18 protein-coding genes and 1 pseudogene are annotated in these 21,869 nt (G+C 62.9%); 5 read left to right on the plus strand and 14 right to left on the minus strand.

What is annotated here, in order from left to right:
- Positions 1–18 precede the first annotated feature (18 nt).
- The 3 genes from Q0P60_RS02410 to Q0P60_RS02420 all read right to left on the minus strand — a co-directional run bounded on the left by Q0P60_RS02410 (position 19) and on the right by Q0P60_RS02420 (position 2,963).
- Positions 19–1,266, minus strand: coding sequence for a hypothetical protein (locus Q0P60_RS02410; RefSeq protein ID WP_294987874.1), 1,248 nt, complete (start codon positions 1,264–1,266; stop codon positions 19–21).
- Positions 1,267–1,364: 98 nt separating this feature from the next.
- A complete protein-coding gene (locus tag Q0P60_RS02415) occupies positions 1,365–2,369 on the minus strand; it encodes an XVIPCD domain-containing protein (RefSeq protein WP_294987876.1) in 1,005 nt (334 codons plus the stop codon).
- Positions 2,370–2,426: 57 nt separating this feature from the next.
- Positions 2,427–2,963: a hypothetical protein gene (locus Q0P60_RS02420; protein WP_294987878.1), complete on the minus strand. Its 537-nt coding sequence runs from the start codon at positions 2,961–2,963 to the stop codon at positions 2,427–2,429.
- A 672-nt stretch (positions 2,964–3,635) separates the two neighbouring features.
- Between Q0P60_RS02420 and Q0P60_RS02425 the strand changes: the two genes are divergently transcribed.
- The 5 genes from Q0P60_RS02425 to Q0P60_RS02445 all read left to right on the plus strand — a co-directional run bounded on the left by Q0P60_RS02425 (position 3,636) and on the right by Q0P60_RS02445 (position 7,778).
- Positions 3,636–4,229, plus strand: a complete 594-nt coding sequence (locus tag Q0P60_RS02425; RefSeq protein ID WP_294987880.1) for a relaxation protein — start codon at positions 3,636–3,638, stop codon at positions 4,227–4,229.
- 47 nt (positions 4,230–4,276) lie between these two features.
- Positions 4,277–4,933, plus strand: a complete 657-nt coding sequence (locus Q0P60_RS02430; RefSeq protein ID WP_294987882.1) for a hypothetical protein — start codon at positions 4,277–4,279, stop codon at positions 4,931–4,933.
- Between the two features lie 234 nt (positions 4,934–5,167).
- Positions 5,168–5,803 (plus strand): hypothetical protein, encoded by a 636-nt coding sequence (locus Q0P60_RS02435; protein WP_294987884.1) that lies wholly within the window; start codon positions 5,168–5,170, stop codon positions 5,801–5,803.
- Positions 5,804–5,883: 80 nt separating this feature from the next.
- Positions 5,884–6,519 carry a hypothetical protein gene (locus tag Q0P60_RS02440; protein ID WP_294987886.1) on the plus strand — a complete coding sequence of 212 codons (636 nt, stop codon included), beginning with the start codon at positions 5,884–5,886 and terminating at the stop codon, positions 6,517–6,519.
- Complete coding sequence (locus tag Q0P60_RS02445; protein WP_294987888.1) at positions 6,516–7,778, plus strand: hemolysin; 1,263 nt, start codon at positions 6,516–6,518, stop codon at positions 7,776–7,778. The genes Q0P60_RS02440 and Q0P60_RS02445 overlap by 4 nt, the downstream gene beginning before the upstream one ends.
- Before the next feature lie 2,933 nt (positions 7,779–10,711).
- On the opposite strand, the gene Q0P60_RS02450 is transcribed toward Q0P60_RS02445, so the two are convergent.
- The 11 genes and pseudogenes from Q0P60_RS02450 to Q0P60_RS02500 form a co-directional block, all read right to left on the minus strand.
- Positions 10,712–11,851, minus strand: a complete 1,140-nt coding sequence (locus Q0P60_RS02450) for a type IV secretion system protein (protein WP_294987890.1) — start codon at positions 11,849–11,851, stop codon at positions 10,712–10,714.
- Between the two features lie 72 nt (positions 11,852–11,923).
- Positions 11,924–12,772 carry a hypothetical protein gene (locus tag Q0P60_RS02455; protein ID WP_294987891.1) on the minus strand — a complete coding sequence of 283 codons (849 nt, stop codon included), beginning with the start codon at positions 12,770–12,772 and terminating at the stop codon, positions 11,924–11,926.
- Positions 12,769–15,213 carry a VirB4 family type IV secretion/conjugal transfer ATPase gene (locus Q0P60_RS02460; protein ID WP_294987893.1) on the minus strand — a complete coding sequence of 815 codons (2,445 nt, stop codon included), beginning with the start codon at positions 15,211–15,213 and terminating at the stop codon, positions 12,769–12,771. The genes Q0P60_RS02455 and Q0P60_RS02460 overlap by 4 nt, the downstream gene beginning before the upstream one ends.
- A gap of 81 nt (positions 15,214–15,294) precedes the next feature.
- A complete protein-coding gene (locus tag Q0P60_RS02465; RefSeq protein WP_294987895.1) occupies positions 15,295–15,603 on the minus strand; it encodes a VirB3 family type IV secretion system protein in 309 nt (102 codons plus the stop codon).
- Positions 15,596–16,003 (minus strand): TrbC/VirB2 family protein, encoded by a 408-nt coding sequence (locus tag Q0P60_RS02470; protein ID WP_294987896.1) that lies wholly within the window; start codon positions 16,001–16,003, stop codon positions 15,596–15,598. The genes Q0P60_RS02465 and Q0P60_RS02470 overlap by 8 nt, the downstream gene beginning before the upstream one ends.
- Before the next feature lie 580 nt (positions 16,004–16,583).
- Positions 16,584–17,048: pseudogene (locus tag Q0P60_RS20605) on the minus strand (lytic transglycosylase domain-containing protein); the annotation flags it as partial.
- Positions 17,049–17,063: 15 nt separating this feature from the next.
- Positions 17,064–18,107 carry a P-type DNA transfer ATPase VirB11 gene (gene virB11 / locus Q0P60_RS02480; protein ID WP_294987900.1) on the minus strand — a complete coding sequence of 348 codons (1,044 nt, stop codon included), beginning with the start codon at positions 18,105–18,107 and terminating at the stop codon, positions 17,064–17,066.
- A 14-nt stretch (positions 18,108–18,121) separates the two neighbouring features.
- The gene (locus Q0P60_RS02485) at positions 18,122–19,378 is read right to left on the minus strand and encodes a TrbI/VirB10 family protein (RefSeq protein ID WP_294987902.1); all 1,257 of its coding nucleotides are present in this window, start codon (positions 19,376–19,378) and stop codon (positions 18,122–18,124) included.
- Positions 19,375–20,154: a TrbG/VirB9 family P-type conjugative transfer protein gene (locus Q0P60_RS02490; RefSeq protein WP_294987904.1), complete on the minus strand. Its 780-nt coding sequence runs from the start codon at positions 20,152–20,154 to the stop codon at positions 19,375–19,377. The genes Q0P60_RS02485 and Q0P60_RS02490 overlap by 4 nt, the downstream gene beginning before the upstream one ends.
- Positions 20,151–21,227: a type IV secretion system protein gene (locus Q0P60_RS02495; protein WP_294987906.1), complete on the minus strand. Its 1,077-nt coding sequence runs from the start codon at positions 21,225–21,227 to the stop codon at positions 20,151–20,153. The genes Q0P60_RS02490 and Q0P60_RS02495 overlap by 4 nt, the downstream gene beginning before the upstream one ends.
- A gap of 89 nt (positions 21,228–21,316) precedes the next feature.
- Complete coding sequence (locus tag Q0P60_RS02500; RefSeq protein ID WP_294988477.1) at positions 21,317–21,763, minus strand: hypothetical protein; 447 nt, start codon at positions 21,761–21,763, stop codon at positions 21,317–21,319.
- Between the last annotated feature and the right edge of the window lie 106 nt (positions 21,764–21,869).

A 21,869-nucleotide genomic window follows, 5' to 3' on the forward strand; every position in this document is an offset into this window, starting at 1 on the left:
TCATGCCCGCACCCCCGCTCAGGGGCTGGAGGCTGCGACCGGTGCCGATGCCGCGCTGGTCACGAACAGATCCGGCCCCGAATCCGGGAAGCCGCCACAGGCACGATCGCCCGGCGCGACCGGATCACACGGCCACTGGCTGCGCGACACCTTCTCACGCAGCTCGAAGCGATCGCCGGTCCAGACCACGAAGGCCAGGTGCTCGCGGTTCCAGTCACTGAACGCACGCGGGCCGCTCTTCTGCGCTGCCTCCGGGTACTGCACGAACCAGCGCATCGCCGGGCCGAACTGCAGCTTGCTGTGATCCAGGGTGATCCTGCCCTCGCGCGCCTGCTGCCGCGCACGATCGGCCTCGGCCACCTGCGGCATGGCCGGCAATGCCTCGGCCGAGACATCCCTCGGTGCCGCATCGCCGCGGACCTGGTACACGCGCTGGCTGACGTAGGCTTCGCGGCAATCGCCGGCGGGCACGCGCACTGGCTCCGCTGCGCCCGCGTCCTGCGCAGGCGTGCGGTCACTGCACTGGAACGGCGCCGATACCAGGTAGAAGGTGCTGTCGGCATCACGTCCCTCCAGCGAACGCACCCAGACATCGCCCATGCGCACGAGGAAGTCCGGGCGCTGGCCGTAACCCGGCACGGCCTTGAACCAGACCTTGCGGCGCACCTCGCGTTCGCGCCAGCTGCGTGGCAGCAGGATGTCCTGCTCGGGCAACGCCACCAGCAGGGCCGCCAGGTGGTCCGGCATCTGCCCTTCGCAGGCGCCGATCAACAGATCGGCCTGGGTTGCCAGGCGCCCGGCAAGATCGACCGGGCAACGGGCGCCGAGCGCGCGCTCGGTGGCCTGCTCCGGTGGCAGCGGCACGATCGCCAGCGCCGGCGCTGCGGGAGGCGCCGCCGACACCGGCTCCGGCTCCAGCGCGGGCTCTGCGGATGCGGCAGGCACAGCGGGCGCGACCGGCGCGGCCGATCCAGGTGCCGGTACCGAGGTCGGCACCGGCGCGGCCGGGGGTGCCGGAGACGCTGGCGGCGCCGCCACGGCCACCGGCGCCGGTTCGGCGGCAAGCACCAGCTCAGCCGCCGCGGGTGCGGCGTCCGCCGCCGGCTCCGCGGCAGCGGGTGCCTGCGCGGCAGCGGGTGCAGCGTCCTGCGCCTGCGCCACCGCGGCGGCAAGCGTCAACGACAGCAACCAGATCGGCGGCAGGCCGCGCCTGGCCGCAGTGAGGCGGGCAACGGTGGGCCCGAGCTCCGGGAGAACGATTCGCATGTGGTGTCCTTACGTTGGGTTTCCATGTCGGCGCCCGCAGGCGCCACGCGTCGTGCGTCCAGCACCTGCGGGCCTCCACCCCACAGGCGCGCTCCGGGTCAAAGCGATCGCGAGCGCTGCTCCTGCTCGCGCGCGACCGAAGTCGCCTGATCCTGCTGCGCAGCGCTGGCGGCCAGCTGCTGGCTGCTCTGGGCCAGCGGCTGCTGGGCGGCCTGCTCCCGGTCCACGGCAGCGCGCAGCATGGTGGGGTCGCCCAGCGTGCCCTGCACCGCAAACAGCGTGCGGCCATCGTTGCCGGCCAGCAGATGGTCAATCCGCGCCATGCCAGCCTTGTGCGCGCCCAGCGCCAGTGCGCCAGCGGCATTGTCCAGCGCCTGCGCGCTGCCAAACCCGCCCTGCGGGCCCATCCGCTGCAACTGCCGGCGCGCATCGTTGAACAGCGCATTGCCGGGTTCGCCGGGATGCGACATGTCGCGCGGCGCATTCTGCGCCGGCGCACCGACTTCACCCCGGTCCAGTCGCGCCATCACGTCCGGCGTCAACTTCTGCTGCCAGGCATCGAAACGCTGCTGACGTGCCTCGATGCCATTCATCGCACCATTGATCGCACGCGTCGCTTCACGGACGTTCTCGCGGGCCGCCTCCGGCACGCGCGTCTGCCACTGCCACACCGCAATGCGGCCCGCGTGTTCGGGCTGCGCGGCCAGGTCCGGATGATTCACCAGATCCAGGTCCAGCGCCTTGCCGGCACGCTCGTAATTTTCCTTGCCGACCAGCGGCAGATAGCCGCGGCCGTGATACTTCAGCGCATCGCCCGGCGCATCGTTGCCCATGCGGCCGCCGTACATCAGTTCGGCCAGATTCTCCGGGCGCCCGCGCAGCGCCTCCTGGCGCGCGTTTTCAAGCGCGCCATTGCCATTGCGCCACGCCGCCTCCACCGGGATCTGCGAGATGCCCCGGGTGAAGTTGAAACTCTCATTGAGCCGGCTCAGGCCACGGGACTCATGCCCGGCCTGCGCCATGAAGTTGGCCAGTTCCCGGGACGAGGTGATGCCGGCCTCCGTGGCCTGCCGCAGCAGCTGCGACTCTCTATCCTGCGACACGGTCAAACTCCTGCTCGATCATCGTGGGGTACTCCTGCCTCCTCACCAGCACGGCACTCAGGGCAAGCACACGTCGGCCACCACCGACGGATCGAAATCCTCGAAGCGCACCCGGCCCAGCTCCGCCAGCGAGAAGTCACGCGTATGGGTGGCTTCGGTCTCGGTATCGATCACCCGCCGCTGCACGCCATGCACCCAGCACGCGCGCTCCGCCGGTGCGTAACGGAAGGTATAGGTGCTGCTCCAGCGCTCGCGGCTGCCGCCGTTGGTGATCACGCTGAAAGCGCCATCCTCGATCGTCACATAGGCGAACGGATCGCCGGCGATGCCGCCGCGCGTTGAACACGGCACCAGCTTGTCGTTGCGTGCGGCCAGCTGCCATTGCCCGGCACCGTCGCCCAGCAGCAGCAACAGCACGCGGTTGGGCCCATGCTCCCCCGCCACCAGGCCGTCCGGCGCAGGCTGGTCGATCACCAGCAGCTGGTCCTCAATGCCATTGCCGGTGAGATCGCCGCGCACGGCCTCCAGCAGGTTCGCGCCGGATGGCACGAACGCCAACGCATTGTCCATGTTCGCGCTACTGCCCTTCTCCATGCCCTGCAACTCCTTCAATCCCGTCCTGCCAATACCCGTGCGACGGTGAGGAACCCCTGCGATGCGCTGCAGGCCACCCGGTCCGCCAGCGCGGATGATAGCCCCGGCCCTGCGGCGTCCGCGATAGTCATAAGCGTCACCCGCACGGCGGGTCGTCAGAGTCCTCATGGACGGAAAAGCTCCTGCCTTCGATGGCGACAACGCGTCGGCTTTTTGACGCGCTCGCAGCTTACTTCGAGAAGCCCGGGGCGTCGAAGGGGGCCCGGATTGAAAAGCGCACTTGATCACAGAAAAAGCGCGGTTATCGTGAACGCGTGCCGACTCGATCGCCAAGGCCGCGGTAGCCCCCTGCGCGAGGACGCCGAACCCCACCGTGCCCGATCACCTGACCCGGGGCTGTCGATATCGGCTGGCACGCATTTCGTTTTTGACCTGTTGTGCGGCCACCAGAACGACCGCACGCCCGCAACAGCGGGATGTTGCCGCCGGCACCATCGCACCAATGAAGCAGCACCGGTAGGTTTTCGTCCGCACCGCCCCAGGACCCGGGGCACACCGCGGAACAGGATCTTCGATGCACGCCCCCTACCCAGCCGCCACCGGCGCCCTTCCCCCCACACCCTCAGCCGCACGCCCTGACCGCGCCTGCACGCAGCTGCATGGCGGCCAGCCGTGAACCCGCCGGCCGTGAACGAGCACGACCTCGATGCCCTGGTCGCGCGTACCGCGCTGCTGATGGCGCAGTTCCAACGCATGCAGGCCGACCTGGAGCAACAGCAGTCACAGGCCATTGCCTCGCTGGAGCAGCTGTCGCGCATCCTGCCCGTGCAGCTGCGCTCCAGTGCCGACGCGGCACTGGGTGCCGTCGGCCGCGAAGGCGCCGCCATGGTCCAGGGCGCTCTGCAGCAACCGCTGAAGGCGTATGAGACACAGCTCGCACAGTCGGCCACGCGGCTGGCCGACAGCGCGCAGACGCTGGCAGGCAGTATCGATCAACAGCGGCGGGTGGCGCGCAGCGTGGCCTGGAAAAGCGTCGCCAGCGCGGTTGCGGCGGTGTCACTCGTGCTCGGTGGCGGCGCTTGGCTCGGTACCCGTTACCGCGCCGACCTGGAGCGCGACCGCATCCAGGCGGAACTGATGCGTGCCTACAACCAGGCTGACGTCGTGCTCTGCGGCAAGCCACAACGGCTCTGCGCCAACGTCGACAGCAAGGGGCCGGCCTATGGCGAGGGTCGCCGCTACCGGCCGGTACGACCCCGCCCCTGAGCCACGCTGGCCCCCACGGACCCGGGACCCCGAAACAAGGATGATCGATGCCCCCTATTGCCGCACTGCGGCCAGCCCGGCCCTGGCTGGCCGCCGCTGTTCTTGCCGCCAGCAGTTGCCAGCCACAGCGCCCCGCAGTCTTCGCCGAGAACCCCTCGCCCACACGTGCGCTGCCGATCCGGATCCGGGCAATCGACGCCCCGGTGGCCGTCCCCGTCCCAAAGATCTTCGTACGCTACGACATCGACGCACGCTGCGTGCCACACGCATTGCCGGGCAACAGCGGCAGCGCAGAGACGGCGGTCTTCTGGCTGCAGTACCGGGCGCATCGCATCAGCAGCACCGCGTTCAGCAGCGTGGTGTTCGAGGACGGCATGGCAGACCTCGCTCATGCCGGTGCAGGCCAATGCCGTTGGACCCTTGGCATCGTCCAGGCCGCCTTCCCGTTCGTCAGCGGCCAGCGACTGATACATGCCAGCGCCAGCGCTTCGCTGCAGGAACTGACATCGCCGGAGCCTTCCATCACCTACGTCCGCACAGCGCTTCCGCCACTCAGCGGTCACCGCCGGCCGGCGTGGACCAACACCTGGCCCGCGGCTGCGTTTCTCCGACGACCCGACTTCCAGCGCGAGGCGTTCTTCACCATCGAGATCTCGCGGAACGATGAAGCCGGCCAGAAACCCGCACCCACGCAGCTGCCATGAGGTAGGGCGCTGCGCCGCGTTGGCCACGCCACGCAGCCGCTTGAACGCACCGTTCGGCACTGTCGGATCAGGCACGCTCATCGAGTCGCAACTGCCTCGCTCGCAACGCCGTTGTGTGACCAATTGTGCACAACTGCCCGGGTTTCCAGTCGGAAGGCGAAGCGTCCCGGTGAGTGTCTCTACGCTGTGCTGTGCAGCGGCCAGCGCATTGGCCGTATGGAAACAGGACTCCCGATGCCCCTCACTCCCTCACGTCTGAGCGCACTCATAGCGATTGCGACAACGCTGATGGCCCTCACCGGCTGCAAGGAACGGACCTATCCCACCTATCGGGAGAATCCCACCCCGAAGTCTGCAATCCCGATCAGGATCAAAGTGACTGATGCACCGGTGGATGTACCGGTTCCCTCAGTCTTTGCTCAATTTGAGATCGACCCGCTATGCCTGCCACCGACCAAGAGGTTCACGGGTGCTCAACTCGCCCCGCGCACCCACAAAGTCAGGTACCCCGCGAAGAGAATCAGCGATACCCAGTTCATCAGCACGGTCTTTGAGGACGCGATGGAGATCGCTGATTACCACGGACGTGGGGCATGCACCTGGACGATGAGCTTCATAGAAGCGTCGTTTCCATTTGTGATCGATAATCGAAGAATCGGTGTGTCGGCAGCCACCACCCGCGATGAGTTGGCCTCCCTGACCACTGAAACAATCCGCGTTAGGAAGGTCCTTTCTCCGCTACATCCAGATCAGCTGCCCGCTTGGGCCGGAACATGGAACTCAACCGCATTCAAGAATCGGTCTGATCTCAATCCGGCCGACTTCTTCACCATCGAAATTTCCGTGGAAACCGGAGGATCGAACCAGTGAGATCGAAGCGCCAGGTCGGACCGCTCTACGCTGATCTGAGCACCGCCACAAAGATCGGCTGGGCGAAAACAGGACGTTCGATGAATCTCATCCCCTCACACTTGCCTGCGCTTGTGGCAATTGCGACAACGCTTTTGGTCGCAGCGGGCTGCAAGGAACGAACCTATCCCACCTATCGCGAGAATCCCAGCCCGAAGGCCGCAATTCCGATCAGGATCAAAGTGACTGATGCTCCGGTGGAGGTGCCGATTCCAAAGGTACTTGTCCAATACCAGATAGACCTCCTCTGTCTGCCGCCCATCAGCAACTTTGCAGGCGTGCATCTCGAACCGAAGACCCATTGGATCGAGTATCCCGTGCAACGCGAAAGCGATACCGAGTTCAGAAGTGTGGTCTTCGAGGATGGCATGCAAGTTGCCGACTACTACGGCCACGGGCTATGCAGCTGGACCATGTCACTCGTACAGGCGGCATTTCCCTTTCAAGTAGGTTCTCGACCAATCGTTGCCGCGGCAGGTGGAATGACAAGAGATCTCGCTTCGCAAGGCTTGCAGAGAACCTATGTAGAGAGAGCGCTAACTCCACTGAGCCGTCTACAGCCATCCGGCGCTGCATACACCCTTTCAAGCACCCTCTACGACAAGCTTCCCGAAGCCGAACGAAGCAGGTACTTCGCAGTGGACGTCTTCATTCCGACTGAAGAGGAACATCAATGAGATCCATCGAAAACGCCGCGCTATCCAACGCAATCTACGACACCTCAGATTCAAGAGACCCACGCGGCGTCGAATGGAAGATCGTTGGTGGAACAAGGTACGAGGTAATCGCAAGGCTCAGCTCGAAGAATGGGTACCAAGGAGCGATATATCGCAATGAGACCACCAATGAAGTCATTGTCGCCCATCGAGGTACCGAGCAACCCTTTGTCGACGGTGCCGTCGACGCCATGATGGTCACCACACGATTGAACGCCCAGCTCGATGATGCACTGGCACTTACACGTGAGGCATTGAGAATTGCTGAAGAGCGCAGCATCGGCCCTGTGTACGTCACCGGCCACTCGCTCGGCGGCACCCTGGCCCAGATCAGCGCCCACCACTACAACCTTCCTGGCGACGCCTTCAATCCCTATGGGGCAGCCAGCCTCGGTCACCGTGTACCCGAGGGCTCGCCTGCCAACGCGGCCCCGTTTACCAATCACGTGATGGCCGGTGATGTGGTCAGTGCGGCCAGCCCGCATTATGGGAAGGTGGAAATATACGCGCTGCCCGCAGAACTGCAGACGCTTCGCCACGCCGAGCAGCGCCGAGGCGCTTCTCACTGGATCGCGCCGGGCCTCAGTCTTCGACACCTGCATGCCGGCGCGGTGGCGGTTGAGCTGATGGACTCACACAGCATGGATCACTTCGTTGACCGCATGACGCCACACGGACCGGTTGAATCGGTTCTAGAGGATCCACGCCTGCGCATCATCCACCCCGAGGACCAGCGCCGCGTGGATGACTATCGGCAAAGCGTGCAGCACATCCGTGCCGGCGCCACCCTGCTGATGGGCGGCGTGCCAGGCCTGGCGCGTGATGGCATCAATCACCTCCGCGGCACAGATACCCCAGGTATTCACGCGCATCGCGAGGCGGATGCCGTGCAACGGAGCGCAGAAGCGCTGAAGCCTGGACATCGTTTCTCACCCGAGACCGACCACAGTGCCGGCCCCTTGCAGAGCGATCCGAAGATGCACAAGCGAAGCCCGACCCAGGAACGGGTGCAGTCGCTCTTGGATGCCTTTGAGCGCAACGACGAGCAGAGCGCTCTGCAGATGATCCGGCAACTCGCCGAGCATCCAGCCGCGCAAGCCATGCAGGCGCAAGCCAGCGAGGAAGCGGAGCGGCTGGAGCGGAGAGCTGCGCTGCAGCTTCAACAGGCGCAGCAGGAGAACGAGATCCAGGCTCAGGCGCAGCGTGGTATGCGGCGGTGATGAAATGTAATCGATACACGCCGCACCCTACCCGCAAGCAAATAGCCTTAGCTTCAGCGGGTCATCACAAGGAGCAGCTTGAACGGATGCCAGCGCTCATCTGTGCCTACCCAATTCGAACCAGAAAAGGACCACCATTTCTCCGAACGGGCAAAACGCAGGCCGTGGGAAGCAAGATCCACTGATGGTGTGCAATGCGACTACCCATCACTGTCCAGCCGCGCCTCGGCTGCCAATAGGTTTCAGCAAGAACAGAGAGAGGATCAACCGCGAAGGTACCGCAAGACTCTCCGACATAAATCGTCAGCGAGGCGATTCATTCACTCCAGCATGGCAGGAGCGCCCGCGAATTTTGTTCAGAAGCTGCTGTATACGGGCAAGGAGCACTCAGAGTAGGCGACAGCACAGGCTTCACCTCTCGCGTCCGTACATTTCTCCTTGGCCAACTTGATCGCCGTGGCTTTATCCACTGCAGAGGTGATTGAGCCTTTGCCACGCCCCGAAGAGGGGACCACATAAGCGACGCATTGATTGTAGTAGCTGATCGACACTCTGCAGTCTCTCGCGCCCTCTGCCTGACAGCGCGCAATCGACAGTCGCTCCGCCTCCTGCTTGGTTGCCTGTCCCATACTTGTACCCACAAGCGTGGAGCTGACGGACTCTGCAATTGCACCCCACCGCGTCATCCACTCACCCGCAGGAGCAGAAGGCGAACCTCCGCCTCCACTCCCACCAGGGATAGGAGCACAGCCTTGTACACCCTGACCACCGATGGGATAGAAGCCGGCAGGGCAATTCCCCTCTGCCCAAGCATCACCGGACGAGAGGCCCACCAATCCCAGAAAAATCAAAGCACCTAGAACGCGCATTGCGCCGACTCCAATTCATTTACGCTACGTTGCCCGCATTTCCACGCTGGCCAGGTTGAGTGGGCGAATCGACACCACTGTTGAACCTCGGCATAGCCTGATGCACCGGAACTCCAGAGCGCACCTATCTATTCTCCAGCCGCGATGTCTTTCCTACAGCTTAACCAGTCGAATGCGAACTCAGCGCTGAGTGTTCCGCCAAATAGCTCAGCACGCATTTCCAACGGACTCGCTCCAGAAGACAATTTCCCCACTTCTAAACAGAGCGCCTCACGCCCGATCTGAGCCAATCAAGAAGAACCTTCTCAGCGGAATGATCTGAACTCAGACATACTGCAAGCGGAATAGACCAGCTCACAGGTCAGCCCACGCCCCTGATCTCTACATCCTTGAAGCGCCTTCAACTGCGCCTCTCGCTGTGTTGGCGCTCTAAATGAGTAGGTTTCACCACCACCATTTTCCCTGTATTCCTTTATTCCCGGACCTGCAAGAGCCACACATTGATTATGATAATCAATGAGAACCCTGCAGCTCGCCCCGCCCGCTTCAGCACATGACGCCAGCGCTGCTGAAACTGCCAGAGCCTTTGAATTCTTTGATTCCGAGACACCAATTGCCGTCGGAACTCCTGACTTGCCCGCCGCTCCCTGAGCAATTGCTCCCCATCTATTTACCCATTCGCCAGTCGGCACTGGGGCGCTCGGCTGAGCAGCGCCGCCTTGCCCATGCCCGCCAGGAATTGGCGCACACCCACCGACGCCATGTCGCTCGTCACCGACTGGGACTGACCTGGGGGGCAGCGCCCTTCGGCCATTACGAGATCGGAGGTGAGCAGGAGCATTAACAGCAGTAGTGCCTTCATATATCTATCAACCATCCCGTCAATCAGCGCAAACTCAAGATTCGGCCGTTGGATACCGGCCATAATCCTGCTTCATAGACCCAGCCGGTTCGCCGCCACAACCAGCGACCTATCCAATGTCCAAATTTCATGAAGATGCAGGACTATGCTCCTTGCTCTGCGCCGGCGGGTCGCCTCCTGCCGGCTGCGCCCTTGCATCAGGTGCTTGCGCCACCGGACCGCCGCCAATCTGCCAGGAAGCAAGGGAGCAAGGAAGCAAGGAAGCAAGGAAGCAAGGAAGCTATGCCAGACATGATGAGGATGTCAGCATCAACTCCGCAATAGAAAAATGTCCATCGTGGTCGTCACGCTGTAGAAGGGCCACAAACTGGCTGGAAATCCGTATCAAAGTGCGGACGAAGCGCTAGCTCAGGTCGTCCGTTGCAGGGGCATATGCGACAAGCAGCTCACAACAGGAACAACCTCGGAAGCGAATTCAGCGCCGAGTGTGCCACTGGAGAAGCACATCGCGCCGTTCCGATAACTTCGCCACGGAAAGCAAATGACCTGCTTCCAAGCAGGCCAGTTCAAATTCATTCAAGCTGCGAGATGGAGAATTACCGAGGGAAAACCCTTTCAACTCAACGAAATGACTTGAATTCAGACATACTGCATGCCGAGTATATCAACTGGCAGCTCGTCACTTTGCCACCTGCCCGACACTCACGGATGGAGTTTAACTTTGCCTCCGCCTCCGATGGAGCTCGTGACGAGTATGTAGCCCCACCTCTCAATCTGTACTCGCTTACTTCAGGCCCGGCGAGTGCAACACATTGATTGTGGTACTCCATAAGAATTTTGCAGTTCACTCCCCCGCCCTTACCGCATTGCGACAGCGCGATCGACGCAGCCTCCCCCTTCGAAGCCCTTGACTCGGACACACCAATCGCAAGCATCGCTCCGGGAGCTGGCGAAGCATCTTGTGCAATCGCCCCCCAGCGAGTCTCCCATTCTCCGGTTGGCACTGGAGGAGCGCTCACTTGGCCGCTGCCTTGCCCCGGCCCACCAGGAATTGGAGCACAACCGCCAACCCCTTGACGATCGTCGCCAATCGGGTACTGGCCCGGCGGGCAGCGCCCTTCAGCCCACGCAACTGACGGAGCCATAAACAGAGCAATCAGCAAAAAAATTCTATTCATAGCGACCAACTCCAAGCGATCTTCTCAACTTCCACCGTGCACACCAGCATTCCCGAATTTACCTGTCTGCTGCCCACCTACGCCGGAATTTTGGCTACCCATGACCGCATACCCCGCACCGGCCCCAGAATTTCCACTTGCAGTACTGGCGGCACTAACATCCTTGCTCTGCGCCGGCGTATAGCTTCCCGGCGGCTGCCCGCTTGCGCTGGGTGCTTGCGCCACCGGACTGCCACCAATCTGCGAGTAAGCCATGAAGCTACCCAGTGTGCCCTGGAAGAACATGGCCGCCATCGGCGGAGAGGTCAGGATCAGCGTCGTCAGGATCAGGCCCATGCCGCCCTGCTGCAGCGCCATGCTCGACATGCCTTCAGTGAAGTTGTCTCCCATAAGGCTACCCACCAATGCCGAGCCCCAGAACGCCAAGGCAACTTTGGCCACCAGCTTCATGGCAATGGCCGTCATCGCCGCGAGCACCGCCATCGAGAACATCGTACCTATGCCATACAACAACCATTTCTGGAAAAGTTGCTTGGTCTGATCAAATAGCAGACACAGAATGAACAGTGGCCCAAGGCCAATGAACAACGCCAATGCCACCTCGTACAGGAGCAGCATCGAGCCCGCCGTAACGGCCGGCCCGCCGGTGCCCATTCCGATGAACCACATGGCGCGCGTCTTGGCGTTGTCCAAGGTAACGTCACCCATCACATCCAGGGCATCGACCGAGGACAGCGCCAACTGCATGTAGCCAAGATTCTCATCGATGAGATCCTCCGGCGAATCCTTCTTGCCGGTGATGACATGGGTGATCTCGTTCTTCACGTCCTTGTTGAGGAAGGTGTGCAGATCTCGCCCGAACATCGCCATGGTGGTGGCCACAGAGACGATCAGCGCTGCCTTCGCCATGTTGGTAACCAGCACCATCATTGAGTCCCGGCTGCGTCCGGTCACAATGCGGAAGCCCTGGATAAATACCCAAAGCGTCATCAGCGTCAGCGCGATGGCACCCACCCACTTCATCATTCTTCCCAGCAGATCAACACCGAAATCCGCGATTTCCTTGTGCAGGTAATCGAGGATCAGCCGGAAGAACACGAAGTCGCCAACGGATGACGACACGTGCAGGTTCTGCAGCATATCCAGTGCATTCGTACCGAACATGCCGACTCCCATCCCTAGACCCATAACTTCACCCAATAATTAAGTACAACCGGACCGAAGCGGCCCTCGACTTCAGTTCGAAAGCGCAGCCTTGAGGGCTGCCGCCTTTACAATTGTTCCGACGGGCGACTGGGTTCCCTTCAGGGCGCGCTGGGTCAGCATCTGCTGCATGCGGGTCAGCGCCTGGATCTGCCTGTCGTAGCCGCCGATCTTCTGCTCCCACGCCGCGAAGTCCGCCTGCATGTAGGCATCGGTCACGGCCGTATTCGCGACAGTCTCAGACAACGCACCTTCGGTGTTGAACAGGGAGCGGATGTCCTTGATCCTGTCCAGCACCTTGCGCATGTCCGGCATGGTCTTCTGCACAACCTGCACAGTTTCGTTGTAGCGCTGGTTCTCCAGCATCTGGATCGCTGCGCAGATGTTCCGCTGCTGCGCCGCAATGTCTCCACCCGGATTCATGTCCAACGCGGTCAGGATGCCGGACAGACTCATGATCGAACCGGCACCGCAGCGCTCGGCCACATTCCATTCGGGCAGCACCGGCTTCAATTTGACGCCGGTCGGCATGATCGGCGAGGCAATGATCTGCTTGAACTTGGCCAGCTTCTGCGCCCAATTGTCGGTCGTATCGATGAAACGCTGGGCCTGGGTTCCGTATTCGGCAAGCGCTTCGGCCTGGGCCGACAGCGTGTGGAACTCGGTCAGGGTGCTGTTGACGGTATTAAGACCCACTTCGACAACCGGAATCGTGTACCCCTTTACCGGAAGGCCAAGCATCAGCGCCATCGAGCAGGCAAGCGCTGCGACGCGCACCTTCGATGCGGCGCTCGGCGTTCTGGTTGCGCGGTTAATGGCGTCCATCTTCGTCTCCATCGAATTCAAGGTAATTGCTTTGGTCAGGTTTCGAGTGATCTTCATGCCGCAACCTCACTGTTGTTTGCTGACTTTCCCGAGCCCTTGCGGTTCTTGTAGAAATCTTCCAGCCACTGCTCCGGGGTGAGCTCGTCCACGGTGATCCGGTTGCGGGTGGCTGCGCTCTGCAGCACGCGATGCATGATGTCGATGTTGTCGGTCGAGGCCGAGATCACCGACAGGATGTCGTCCATGCCGCGCAGGTTGAGCTGGCAGACGCTGGAGGCATGCCCCTGCTTGACCAGGAAGCAACGCGAGCGCTCGTCCAGCGCGGTGACCACCTTGAACTCGGCCTCGGTCAGCTTCAGGCCATCCATGTAATCGCTCTTGCTGGCGTTCGGGTTTGGCAGCAGGATCAGCGTGGCGGTCTGCTCGATCAGCGCGGCAGAGATGTCGCTCTTCAGTGCATCTTCCGGGCTCTGGGTGGCGAAGATGCCCAGACCATTCTGCTTACGGATGGTCTTCTGCTTGTTCTTGGCGAATTCCTTCAGCCCGCCCTCGCCGTCCAGGATCTTCCAGAATTCGTCCATCACGTAGATCAGCGGGCGGCCGTCGATCAGCGACTCGAGGCGGTGCAGCAGGTAGTTGATCACCGGCACCCGCACTTCGGGGTTGTCGATGATGTCGGTGTAGTCGAAGCCGATGATGTTGGCCTTGCTCAGGTCCACCGTATCGACCGGGTTGTCGAACACCCAGCCCAGCGAGTTGCCGGAGGTCCAACGGCGCATGCGCGCGTACAGGCCGTCATCGCCCATGTTGGGCAGGCTCTTCTGGAAGTTGGTCATGCTGCGCAGGTGCATCGGCGTATCCAGCATGCTCTCCACCGCGCGGTAGATGTCTTCTTCCTCGCGTGCGCTGTACTCGCGCTTGCCGGCCAGCACCTTGATCAGGTCGGCCAGGAACTGCACGTTGGCTTCATTGTTCTCGCACTGGAACGGATTGAAGCCGGTCGGCGCACCGTTCTCCAGCGCCAGGTAGTTGCCACCGCAGGCGCGCACGAAGATCTCCGCGCCGCGATCCTTGTCGAAGAAGAAGATCGTCGGCGAAGGCTCGTACTTCTGGACCTGGCTGAGCAGGAAGTTGATCAGCGCGGTCTTGCCGGTACCGGACTTGCCGATCACCATCGTGTTGGCGATCGCCTTCTCACCCAGCGAATTCTCCGATGGATGGGTGGCATGGAAATTGAAGTAGTACGGCTGGCCGTTGGTGGTCTGCAGCGTGGTGACACAGTCGCCCCAGGGATTGTTGTGCTGCTTGCCGGTGGCGAAGTTGTGCAGCGGCGACAGGCCCAGGAAGTTCAGCGAACTGACATTGGCCAGGCGCGTGCGGTAGCGCCAGTTGCCCGGCAGCTGTGAGTAGAACGAGGAGGTGACCGCGAGGTCTTCCTTGGTCGATACGAAACCGGCATTGGACAGCTCGGCGCGGGTCGAGGCCACGTTCTGCGACAGCTTGGCCTGGCTGTCGCCATACACTGCCATGATGAAGTGGTACTCGCCCAGCACGAAGTTGCCGGACGACAGCTGGTCCATCGCCTGGTCGAGTTCGACGATCTGGCTGACCGCCTTGTCGCCGGAAGAGATCATCATGCCCTTGGTGCGGTCCAGCACCTTCAAAGCGTCCTGGCGCCCCATCGGGCTGAACGAATGGGTGATGACGTATTCGTAGTCCAGGTACTTCAGGCCATTGAGAATGCCCGGGTAGGTTCCCTCGGCATACTCCTTGATGTTCAGGATGGCGCCGAAGTGGTTGGCACCATTGGGGGTATTGATTGCAAAGTCGCCGGTCTTGGCCGAGAACATGTGGCGGCTGACCGGCAGGTAGTCCTTGATCGGCGCCGACAGCACCGGCACCGGCTCATCGATGCGGTTGATCAGGTAGCCGAACAGTTCCAGTGTTTCCGAGAACACCACGCCGTTCTTGGCTTCATACATGCCGAGGCGATACGGCGCGTAGTCGCGGATCACCGCCTCGACGTTGCCGGCCAGCTCCATCAGCTTCTCGACCGCCTGCTCCTCCGCAGCACGCAGCTTGTCCACGTTCGCGGACTTTTCCACGAAGCGCTTACCCGCCACCACCGGCCGGTAGAGCATGGTCAGGTACAGCTCGTTCTGCATGATGCGCTGCGAGGACAGCATGCCCATGTACTGGTCGGACACGTCCTGGTTGAAGCGCTGCCGATAGTGGCTCTTGCCCTTCAGCGTGCGGCGGCGGCGGATGTCATGCACCCAGAAAGCGACGTTGACGAAGTCGGGGGCGCGCAGCGTCTGCAGCAGGCGATTGAACGTATTGTGCCGATGCTCGAGCTCCCATTCCTCGCGGCCGACAAACGGCAGCCCTTCCAGATGCCAGGTCAGCAGATAGTCGCCGCCCGTGGTCTTGACCACGTTCGGGGCGACATGCGACGACAACGGGATGAACTCACTGATGGAGGTGTCAGGGCTGAACATACGACTGCTTCCAAAGAGGTAGTGCCAAGGAGTCTCGAAGGACCCGGCGGGCGCGGGCGCCCGCCGGGCCGGTTCCGGACCTCAATCCATTCGGGCCGGCTTGTTGCGGTAATGGTTGGGGTTGAATACCCACATGCCATCGTGTTCCGGCACGTTGCGCACCTTCAGCTTGAACATCAGGCGCAGGCCCAGCAGCCGGAAGATCATTTCGTCACGCTTGGCCATCTGCCGCATGATGAAGATCGCCACCGGAATGGTGAGCAGGAACCAGAAGTTCGTGTACACGCTGAGCAGCAGCAGCCCACCCGCCACCATGAAAAATGGCAGGTAGGGCACGCCCAGGAACATCGCCGGGCGCGTGCAACCGCGGAACAGGACGTTCTTATGCACTGTAGTACTGGATCGCGTTGTTGATCAGGTAGTAGGTCGTGCCGCCACCGGTGCACTTGCCATCGCTGCCTTCACCCAGCAGCATGCGCGCGATCTGGCCAGCGGCGCCGATCAGCACGCCGCCGATCAGGATCGGGGCGACGTCGGCAATGCGCTTGTGGGCAAACGCGATCTGGTAGCCGGCAAAGATCACCGCGATGGTCACCACGGCGATGGACGCCATGTTCAGCAGGCCATTGATGTTGGAGAAGAAGCCGCAGACCTTCTTGTCGGTGCCGCCGAAGTCGGTGCCGCTGGCGAACACCTGCGGGGCAAACACGGCGCCAACGAACAGCGTGGCCATCAGCAGGGTCTTCAGCGTGCGCTGGGCCTGGACGAGGTCGAGATTGGATCGCTTCATGGATTGATTTCCTTGTTGATGGACTAACACAACTGAATGGGCCTGGCGGGCGCCGGGCCGAACCACGACTTCGTCAGAACACGAAGGCCGCATCCCCTGCGGGAATCTGCTGGACCGGTGCGGCCTGCACCGGCGCGTTGTATGGATCTCCAGTCCCGGCCACGGGCTGGTTGCGTTCGCTCCAGGGCCGCAGCATCACCGGACCGTCGCTGCTGGCGCCTGCCGCACCGGGCAACTGCTGCGGCATGGCCATCGGCTGCGCGGCCCCCTGTCGTGGCAGTTGCTGAGGGAGACCCGCGGTTTCCTGCTGCGGATAGGCACCGACCTGGGCCGGCTGCGCCTGTGGCTGCATCATCCGGTCCACCGAACCCAGCACCACCTTGGACAGCGCCTGGTCGGCGATGTTCAGCAGGCTGCCGCGGGCCATGGCACCCGCCGACGGATACACCACATAGGCGCGCGCCGGATCTTCCGACGGCACGTAGACCGGGCCACTGGCCTGGGCCACGATGCGCGCCTGCGCCGGCGATGCCAGCTGCGGGTGATGCTCGACCTTCACGCTGCGGCGCTCGCCGCGGCTCACCACGTCGATCGGGGCGACGCCGTTGCTGGCCACCTGCTGCCCGCGACGGATCGAGTCATAGACCTTCTGCACGTAGCCGTGGCGGAAACCGGTCTCGAAATTGCCCGAGTAGTAGCAGCTGAACGATTTGCCCCAGTCGCCGCCGGAGCGCTTGTAGCACTCGGCCAGGATGCGCGAGCCGGCCTGCAGGTTGGGGCACTGCTGGAAGGCCTTCTCGTACGAGTCCAACCCGTACTTGCCAAGGTTGTAGCGGTTGACCTGGGCCAGGCCGATCGAGAAGTTGTAGCCCTTCTCTTCCAGCATGCGCACCGTCGCCAGCGCTTCATCCAGCGCCTTGGGCTGGCGCACCAGCGCGCCCCCCACCACGCCGATGGCGTAGGGATTGCGCGACGATTCGACGTTGATGACGTGCTGCATCACGTCCATCGATACGGCCATCTCCGGGCACGCCATCATTTCCAGTCCTGGCAGCATCCTTCAGCCCTCCTGCCCCTGGGCACGCCCAGGATTGAAGTCGATACCGGTGATATAGCGCGAACCGGCATGCGCCTTGATATGCACGACGATATCGATCGTCATCATCAACAATCGCTTGATCACATTGAACTCCAGGCCCGAGCCCTCGGCCGAGGCCTTCACCATCAGCGCCAGCTGATCCCAGGTCTGTTCCGGGCTGCCGGCATGGCAGCTGGTGATGGAACCGGGGTGACCGGACGCGCAGTTGCGGATGAAGTAGAACGCTTCATCGCCACGCAGCTCGGCGAGGATGATGCGTTCGGGCTTCATGCGCAGGCAGGCTTCCATGCAGCTCTTGGCGCTGACGTTGCTGGTGCTCTGCCCACCCTTGGAGTACAGCAGGTGCACCACGTTGGGTTGGGTCAGAAACAGCTCGCGCGCGTCCTCGATCGTGACCAGACGCTCGCTGTCCGGAATATGATTCACCAACGCCTTCATGAAAGTGGTCTTGCCGCTACCGGTCGCGCCCGACACCACGATGTTCTTGCGGTACATCACCGCGCGCCGGAAGAACTCGGCGTATTCGCGCGAATGGCGCAGCTCCAGCAGCTCGCGGTCCTGCTCGCTGAGGGAACCGTCGCTTTCCAGGATCTGGTTGAAGAAGCCGTCTTCGTGATACTGGCTGAGCGACTTGGTGTGCTTGGACGGCAGGCGGATGGTGATCGACACCTTGCCCGCGTCGCACGCCGGCGGGATCACGAACTGCGCACGCTGGCCCGTGGGGAACGTGAGCGAGACCACCGGATCGGCATCGGTGATGCGCTGGCCGGTGTTGCTCTCGTTCACCACGGCGGTGCAGAACTGCCGGGCCCGCTCGAAGGTCAGGCCCGGCACGTCCACCCGCTGCCACCCTGCCCGGGTTTCCAGGTACAGCTCACCGGGACGGTTGATGCAGATTTCCGTCACTTCCGGCGAGGACATGTACTCGGCGATGCCCAGCACTTCGTACTGATAGCGCAGGAAATCGCTGGAGACGAGGGCGAGGGGTGACACTTCGGCGTCCATGGTCGTTCGTTGGGTTACCGGCGGGGATTGAGCACATTGGTGAAGTCAACGTCCTTGGCGACGTAGACGTTCACGATCGTGCCCTGGTTGATGGTGACGGTCGGCGGACGACGGTTGCTGCTGAGTGCCTCGTTGGCCAGGCGCTCCATCGTGCGCGCGGTGGCACTCTCATACGGCGACTGCACCGTCATGCCGTTATTGGCGATGGTGGTCGTCTCCGGACCGTGTTCGGCGGCCGCGTACTTGAAGGCATCCGAGATCAGGCTGATCATCAGCGCCGAGGCGATGCGGCTGCCCCAGTGCGCGCTGTACTGGCCCGGATGACCGGCGCCGCCCAGCTGGTCCACGCCCGGGCTGGACATCGCCACGTCAATGCCGTTCGGGGTGGTGATCCGATCCCAGATCACTTCCACGCGCTTGCCGATCGGGCCGCCACCATAGGCGCCGTAGATCTTGGAGCCCTTCGGCAGCAGCAGGCTGCGACCGTTGATCGAGTACACCGGCTCGGTCAGCAGGCACGAGGTATAGCCGGCAAGATCGGAAATGATGCGGGTTTCCAGCACGCAGCGCAGATAGGTGCCGCGCACCAGCAGCGCATCGGGGCTGCGGATGTAGGTCGCGCTGGAGACATCGTCCACGTCGGGACCACGACGCACCCGCTGCGATCCCTGCTGGCCCGGCATCATGTTGGCCAACAGCGCCTGCCGGGTCTGTTCGTCGATCGCACTACGCTGGGGCTGCTGACCACGGTTTCCCGCCGCCAGTGCAGCATCCTCGGCGCCCGCCATCCGGCGCTCCAGCAGCGTCGGCCCGCGGGGTTCGACGGCATCCGGACGGGATGCGATCGGAACCAGCTGCGGACCCTCATCCTGCTCCACCGGCGGCAGCATCGGGATGGCTTCCGCGGCGGCCGGCGGCGCCTGCTGCAGCGGCGCAGCATCCGGCAGCAGCGGCGTGCTGGCACGCGCCACATCCGGCGCCTTCTGCGCAGTGTCACTGTCGTCCTGGCCCTTGCGGAACAGCAGGAAGCCCATCGCCACCAACAGCACCACGATGCCGCCGAGGAACAGCAATGCCTTGCGGTTCAGGCGCTGCTCGTCGGCCGAGCGCAGCTGCGGTGCAGCCGCGTCCAGATCCGGTGCAGGCTCGGCCTGGGCGCTGCCGAAGTACGGGTTCGACGGTGCGTCCGGAGTGGCCTGCGCACCGTACGGGCTCTGGCTCTCGTCGCGTCCGTTGTTCGGGTCGTTTCCGGGAGTGTTCTGCTGGCTCATTTCTTCACGTTCCTTCGCAGGCCGACGACGAAGTCGCCGTGGCGGATGACCAGGTACGGGTACGTCCCGTGCACGATCAGCGTATTGCCTTCAACCGTGGTGTTGACCACGAAGTCTTCACCGTATTCCGTTTCGCGGCCGAACACCGCCGGGAAGATGCCGGTCTTGTACTCCGGCGAATTGGGCAGCTTGAGATAGGTGAAACGGCTGTCGTCGTAAGCGTTGACCGGAATCAGCCACCCCATCTTCTTCGCCTTGCTGGTCGAATAGGAGTAGTTGAAGTTGTACTGGCGATCCTTGGCCAGCTCCGAGCTCAGCAACGGCTTGGCTTCCTCCTCCACCGCCTCCTGGGCGACACCGAACACGGTGTCGTTGGGATAGACGAAGGCGATCTTGTACTGCACGCCGGCGCGGCGGGCCTGTTCCAGCTGGCGCCAGTCGGTGGCCACCACCTTCAGTTCGAAGATGTAGGAATGGGTCTCGGTGCGCACCATCATGTTGGTGTCGACGTCGACATTCTTCGGCTTGAGATAGAACACGTTCTCGCGACGGGTCAGTTCCCAGCCGCTGCTGAAGCCGGTGCTGTAGTCGAGGATCTTCTCGTTCGGGCTCAGCTCGATCTGGGTGGTCAGGCCCAGGCCGGTGCGAACCGGATAGATCCGATCCTTCTCGTATTCGTAGTGGTCCACCGCCTGCGCCATCGCCGCTGCGGAGAACAGCAGCGATACCATCGACAGCAGCGCCAGCGCGCTTCCCCTGATCTTTCGACTACTCATCGGTTGCTTGCTCCATCAGCAGTTCCGGTGGAATTGTTCTGCGCCGGCCTCATGGCCGGCTGGCCGGGCATGGCCTGCCCCGGCATGGCTTGCCCCTGCACCGGCTGGCCGGGCATCGGCTGACCCTGCACGGGCTGGCCCGGCATCGGCTGCCCTTGCATCGGCTGACCCTGCATCGGGTGCCCCGGCACCTGGCCATTGGCGGGAACGGCGACCGGCTGGCCGGTGGCCGGGTCGATCATCGTGGCCGCGGCCGGGTTGTTGGGATCGTAGACACCCTGCGCCTGCTGCGCGGCCTGCTGCGCCTGCGCCTGCATGGCACCGTCGTCGGGCACCGGCACGCCGCGCGAATAATCGTTGTCGACGCGGTACTCGGTGACCTGGAAGGCCAGGGGGTTGAGGATGCGGTCCTGTTCGGACAGCGCCAGGTTCTGGTTGTAGCCAAAGCGCATCGTCACCAGCTGGTTGTCCAGGTAGGTGGCAACGCCGGTACGCTTGTCCAGCAGGCTGCGCTGGATGCGCACCGATGCACCGCGGAAGCTGCCGTTCGGCTCGGCGCCCAGCGGCGTGATGCTGAGGATCTTGACCCGGATGGCGCGCTCGCGGCCGTACATCACGAACGGGTTCTGCGGGTTGTTGCCGGCATAGCGCACGCGCATGGACTGCGCCACCGGATCGGTGGACATCACGAACACCAGCTCCCAGTCACGCAGGCCCATCACCGCCGAGTCGTACGACTCACGCGCCAGCACGTACTGGGCGACGTTGCTGCGGTTGATCGCTTCGTTGGTGGTGATCGTCTCGCCCTGGAACGTGCCACTCAGGCGCGCCACGGTGGCGGTGCCCGTATAGGCATCGGCCATCACCAGGAACGGCACCTTCTCCTTCAGCGGCAGCATGTAGTAGTAGCCGCCCGCCAGCGCGAGCGACATCAGCAATGAGCCCGTGGCCACCCACCAGGCACGACGCTCGCTGCGACGCGCCATGTCGGCCACGGTGATCTCGTAGCTGACCGCCTTGGCGACCGACTGCTCGACCTTGGGACTGTTGCCGGGATCCTTCTTGCGGAACATGGATTCTTCCGTACTGCTGAAACATCAATGGGCATGGAGCCCCTGCGACAGGCGCGGGGAGCAGCACGTTCGATGATTTCGAGGTGGACTCAGGTACCGCTGCTGGACTCAGCGCCCTGCGCCGACGCGGTCGGCGTCGAGCCAGCGCTCTGCACAACGATCTGGTTGCCAACGATGGAGACGGAGATGCCCTGCGCCGCGTACGCCGCGGTGAGATCGATCACGGCCTGCTGTGCATTGGTGGTGTCGATGCTTGAGACCGCGCCGTACAGGGTGAAGTCCGAGCTGAGACGGTAGTCGAGCGTGCGTCCGGAATCCTTGGCCCAACGCTCGAGCATGGCCTTGAGCGTGCCATCCATCGGTGAGGCCTGGTAGACGTAGCTGGAGTACAACGGAATCTCGGTCGTGGACGCGGCAAAGCGATTGACCGGCTTCCAGCGCCCTCCGAAATCGGGAGCGGACTTGGTGGCACACCCTGCCACCATCAACGCCGCCGCTGCGGCGAGGGACATTTTTGCGATAAACGCCTGATTCATACGGGCTTCACTTTGACGTACGAAAAAGCAGTTTCGAACGTTGGTTCCCTGGTCGTCCGGCGCTGCATGGCGCACGCCGGAATCGGAGGGACGCGCCGACACGCAG

This window comes from uncultured Stenotrophomonas sp., from assembly GCF_945952405.1.
In the GTDB taxonomy this organism is placed as follows: Bacteria; Pseudomonadota; Gammaproteobacteria; order Xanthomonadales; family Xanthomonadaceae; genus Stenotrophomonas.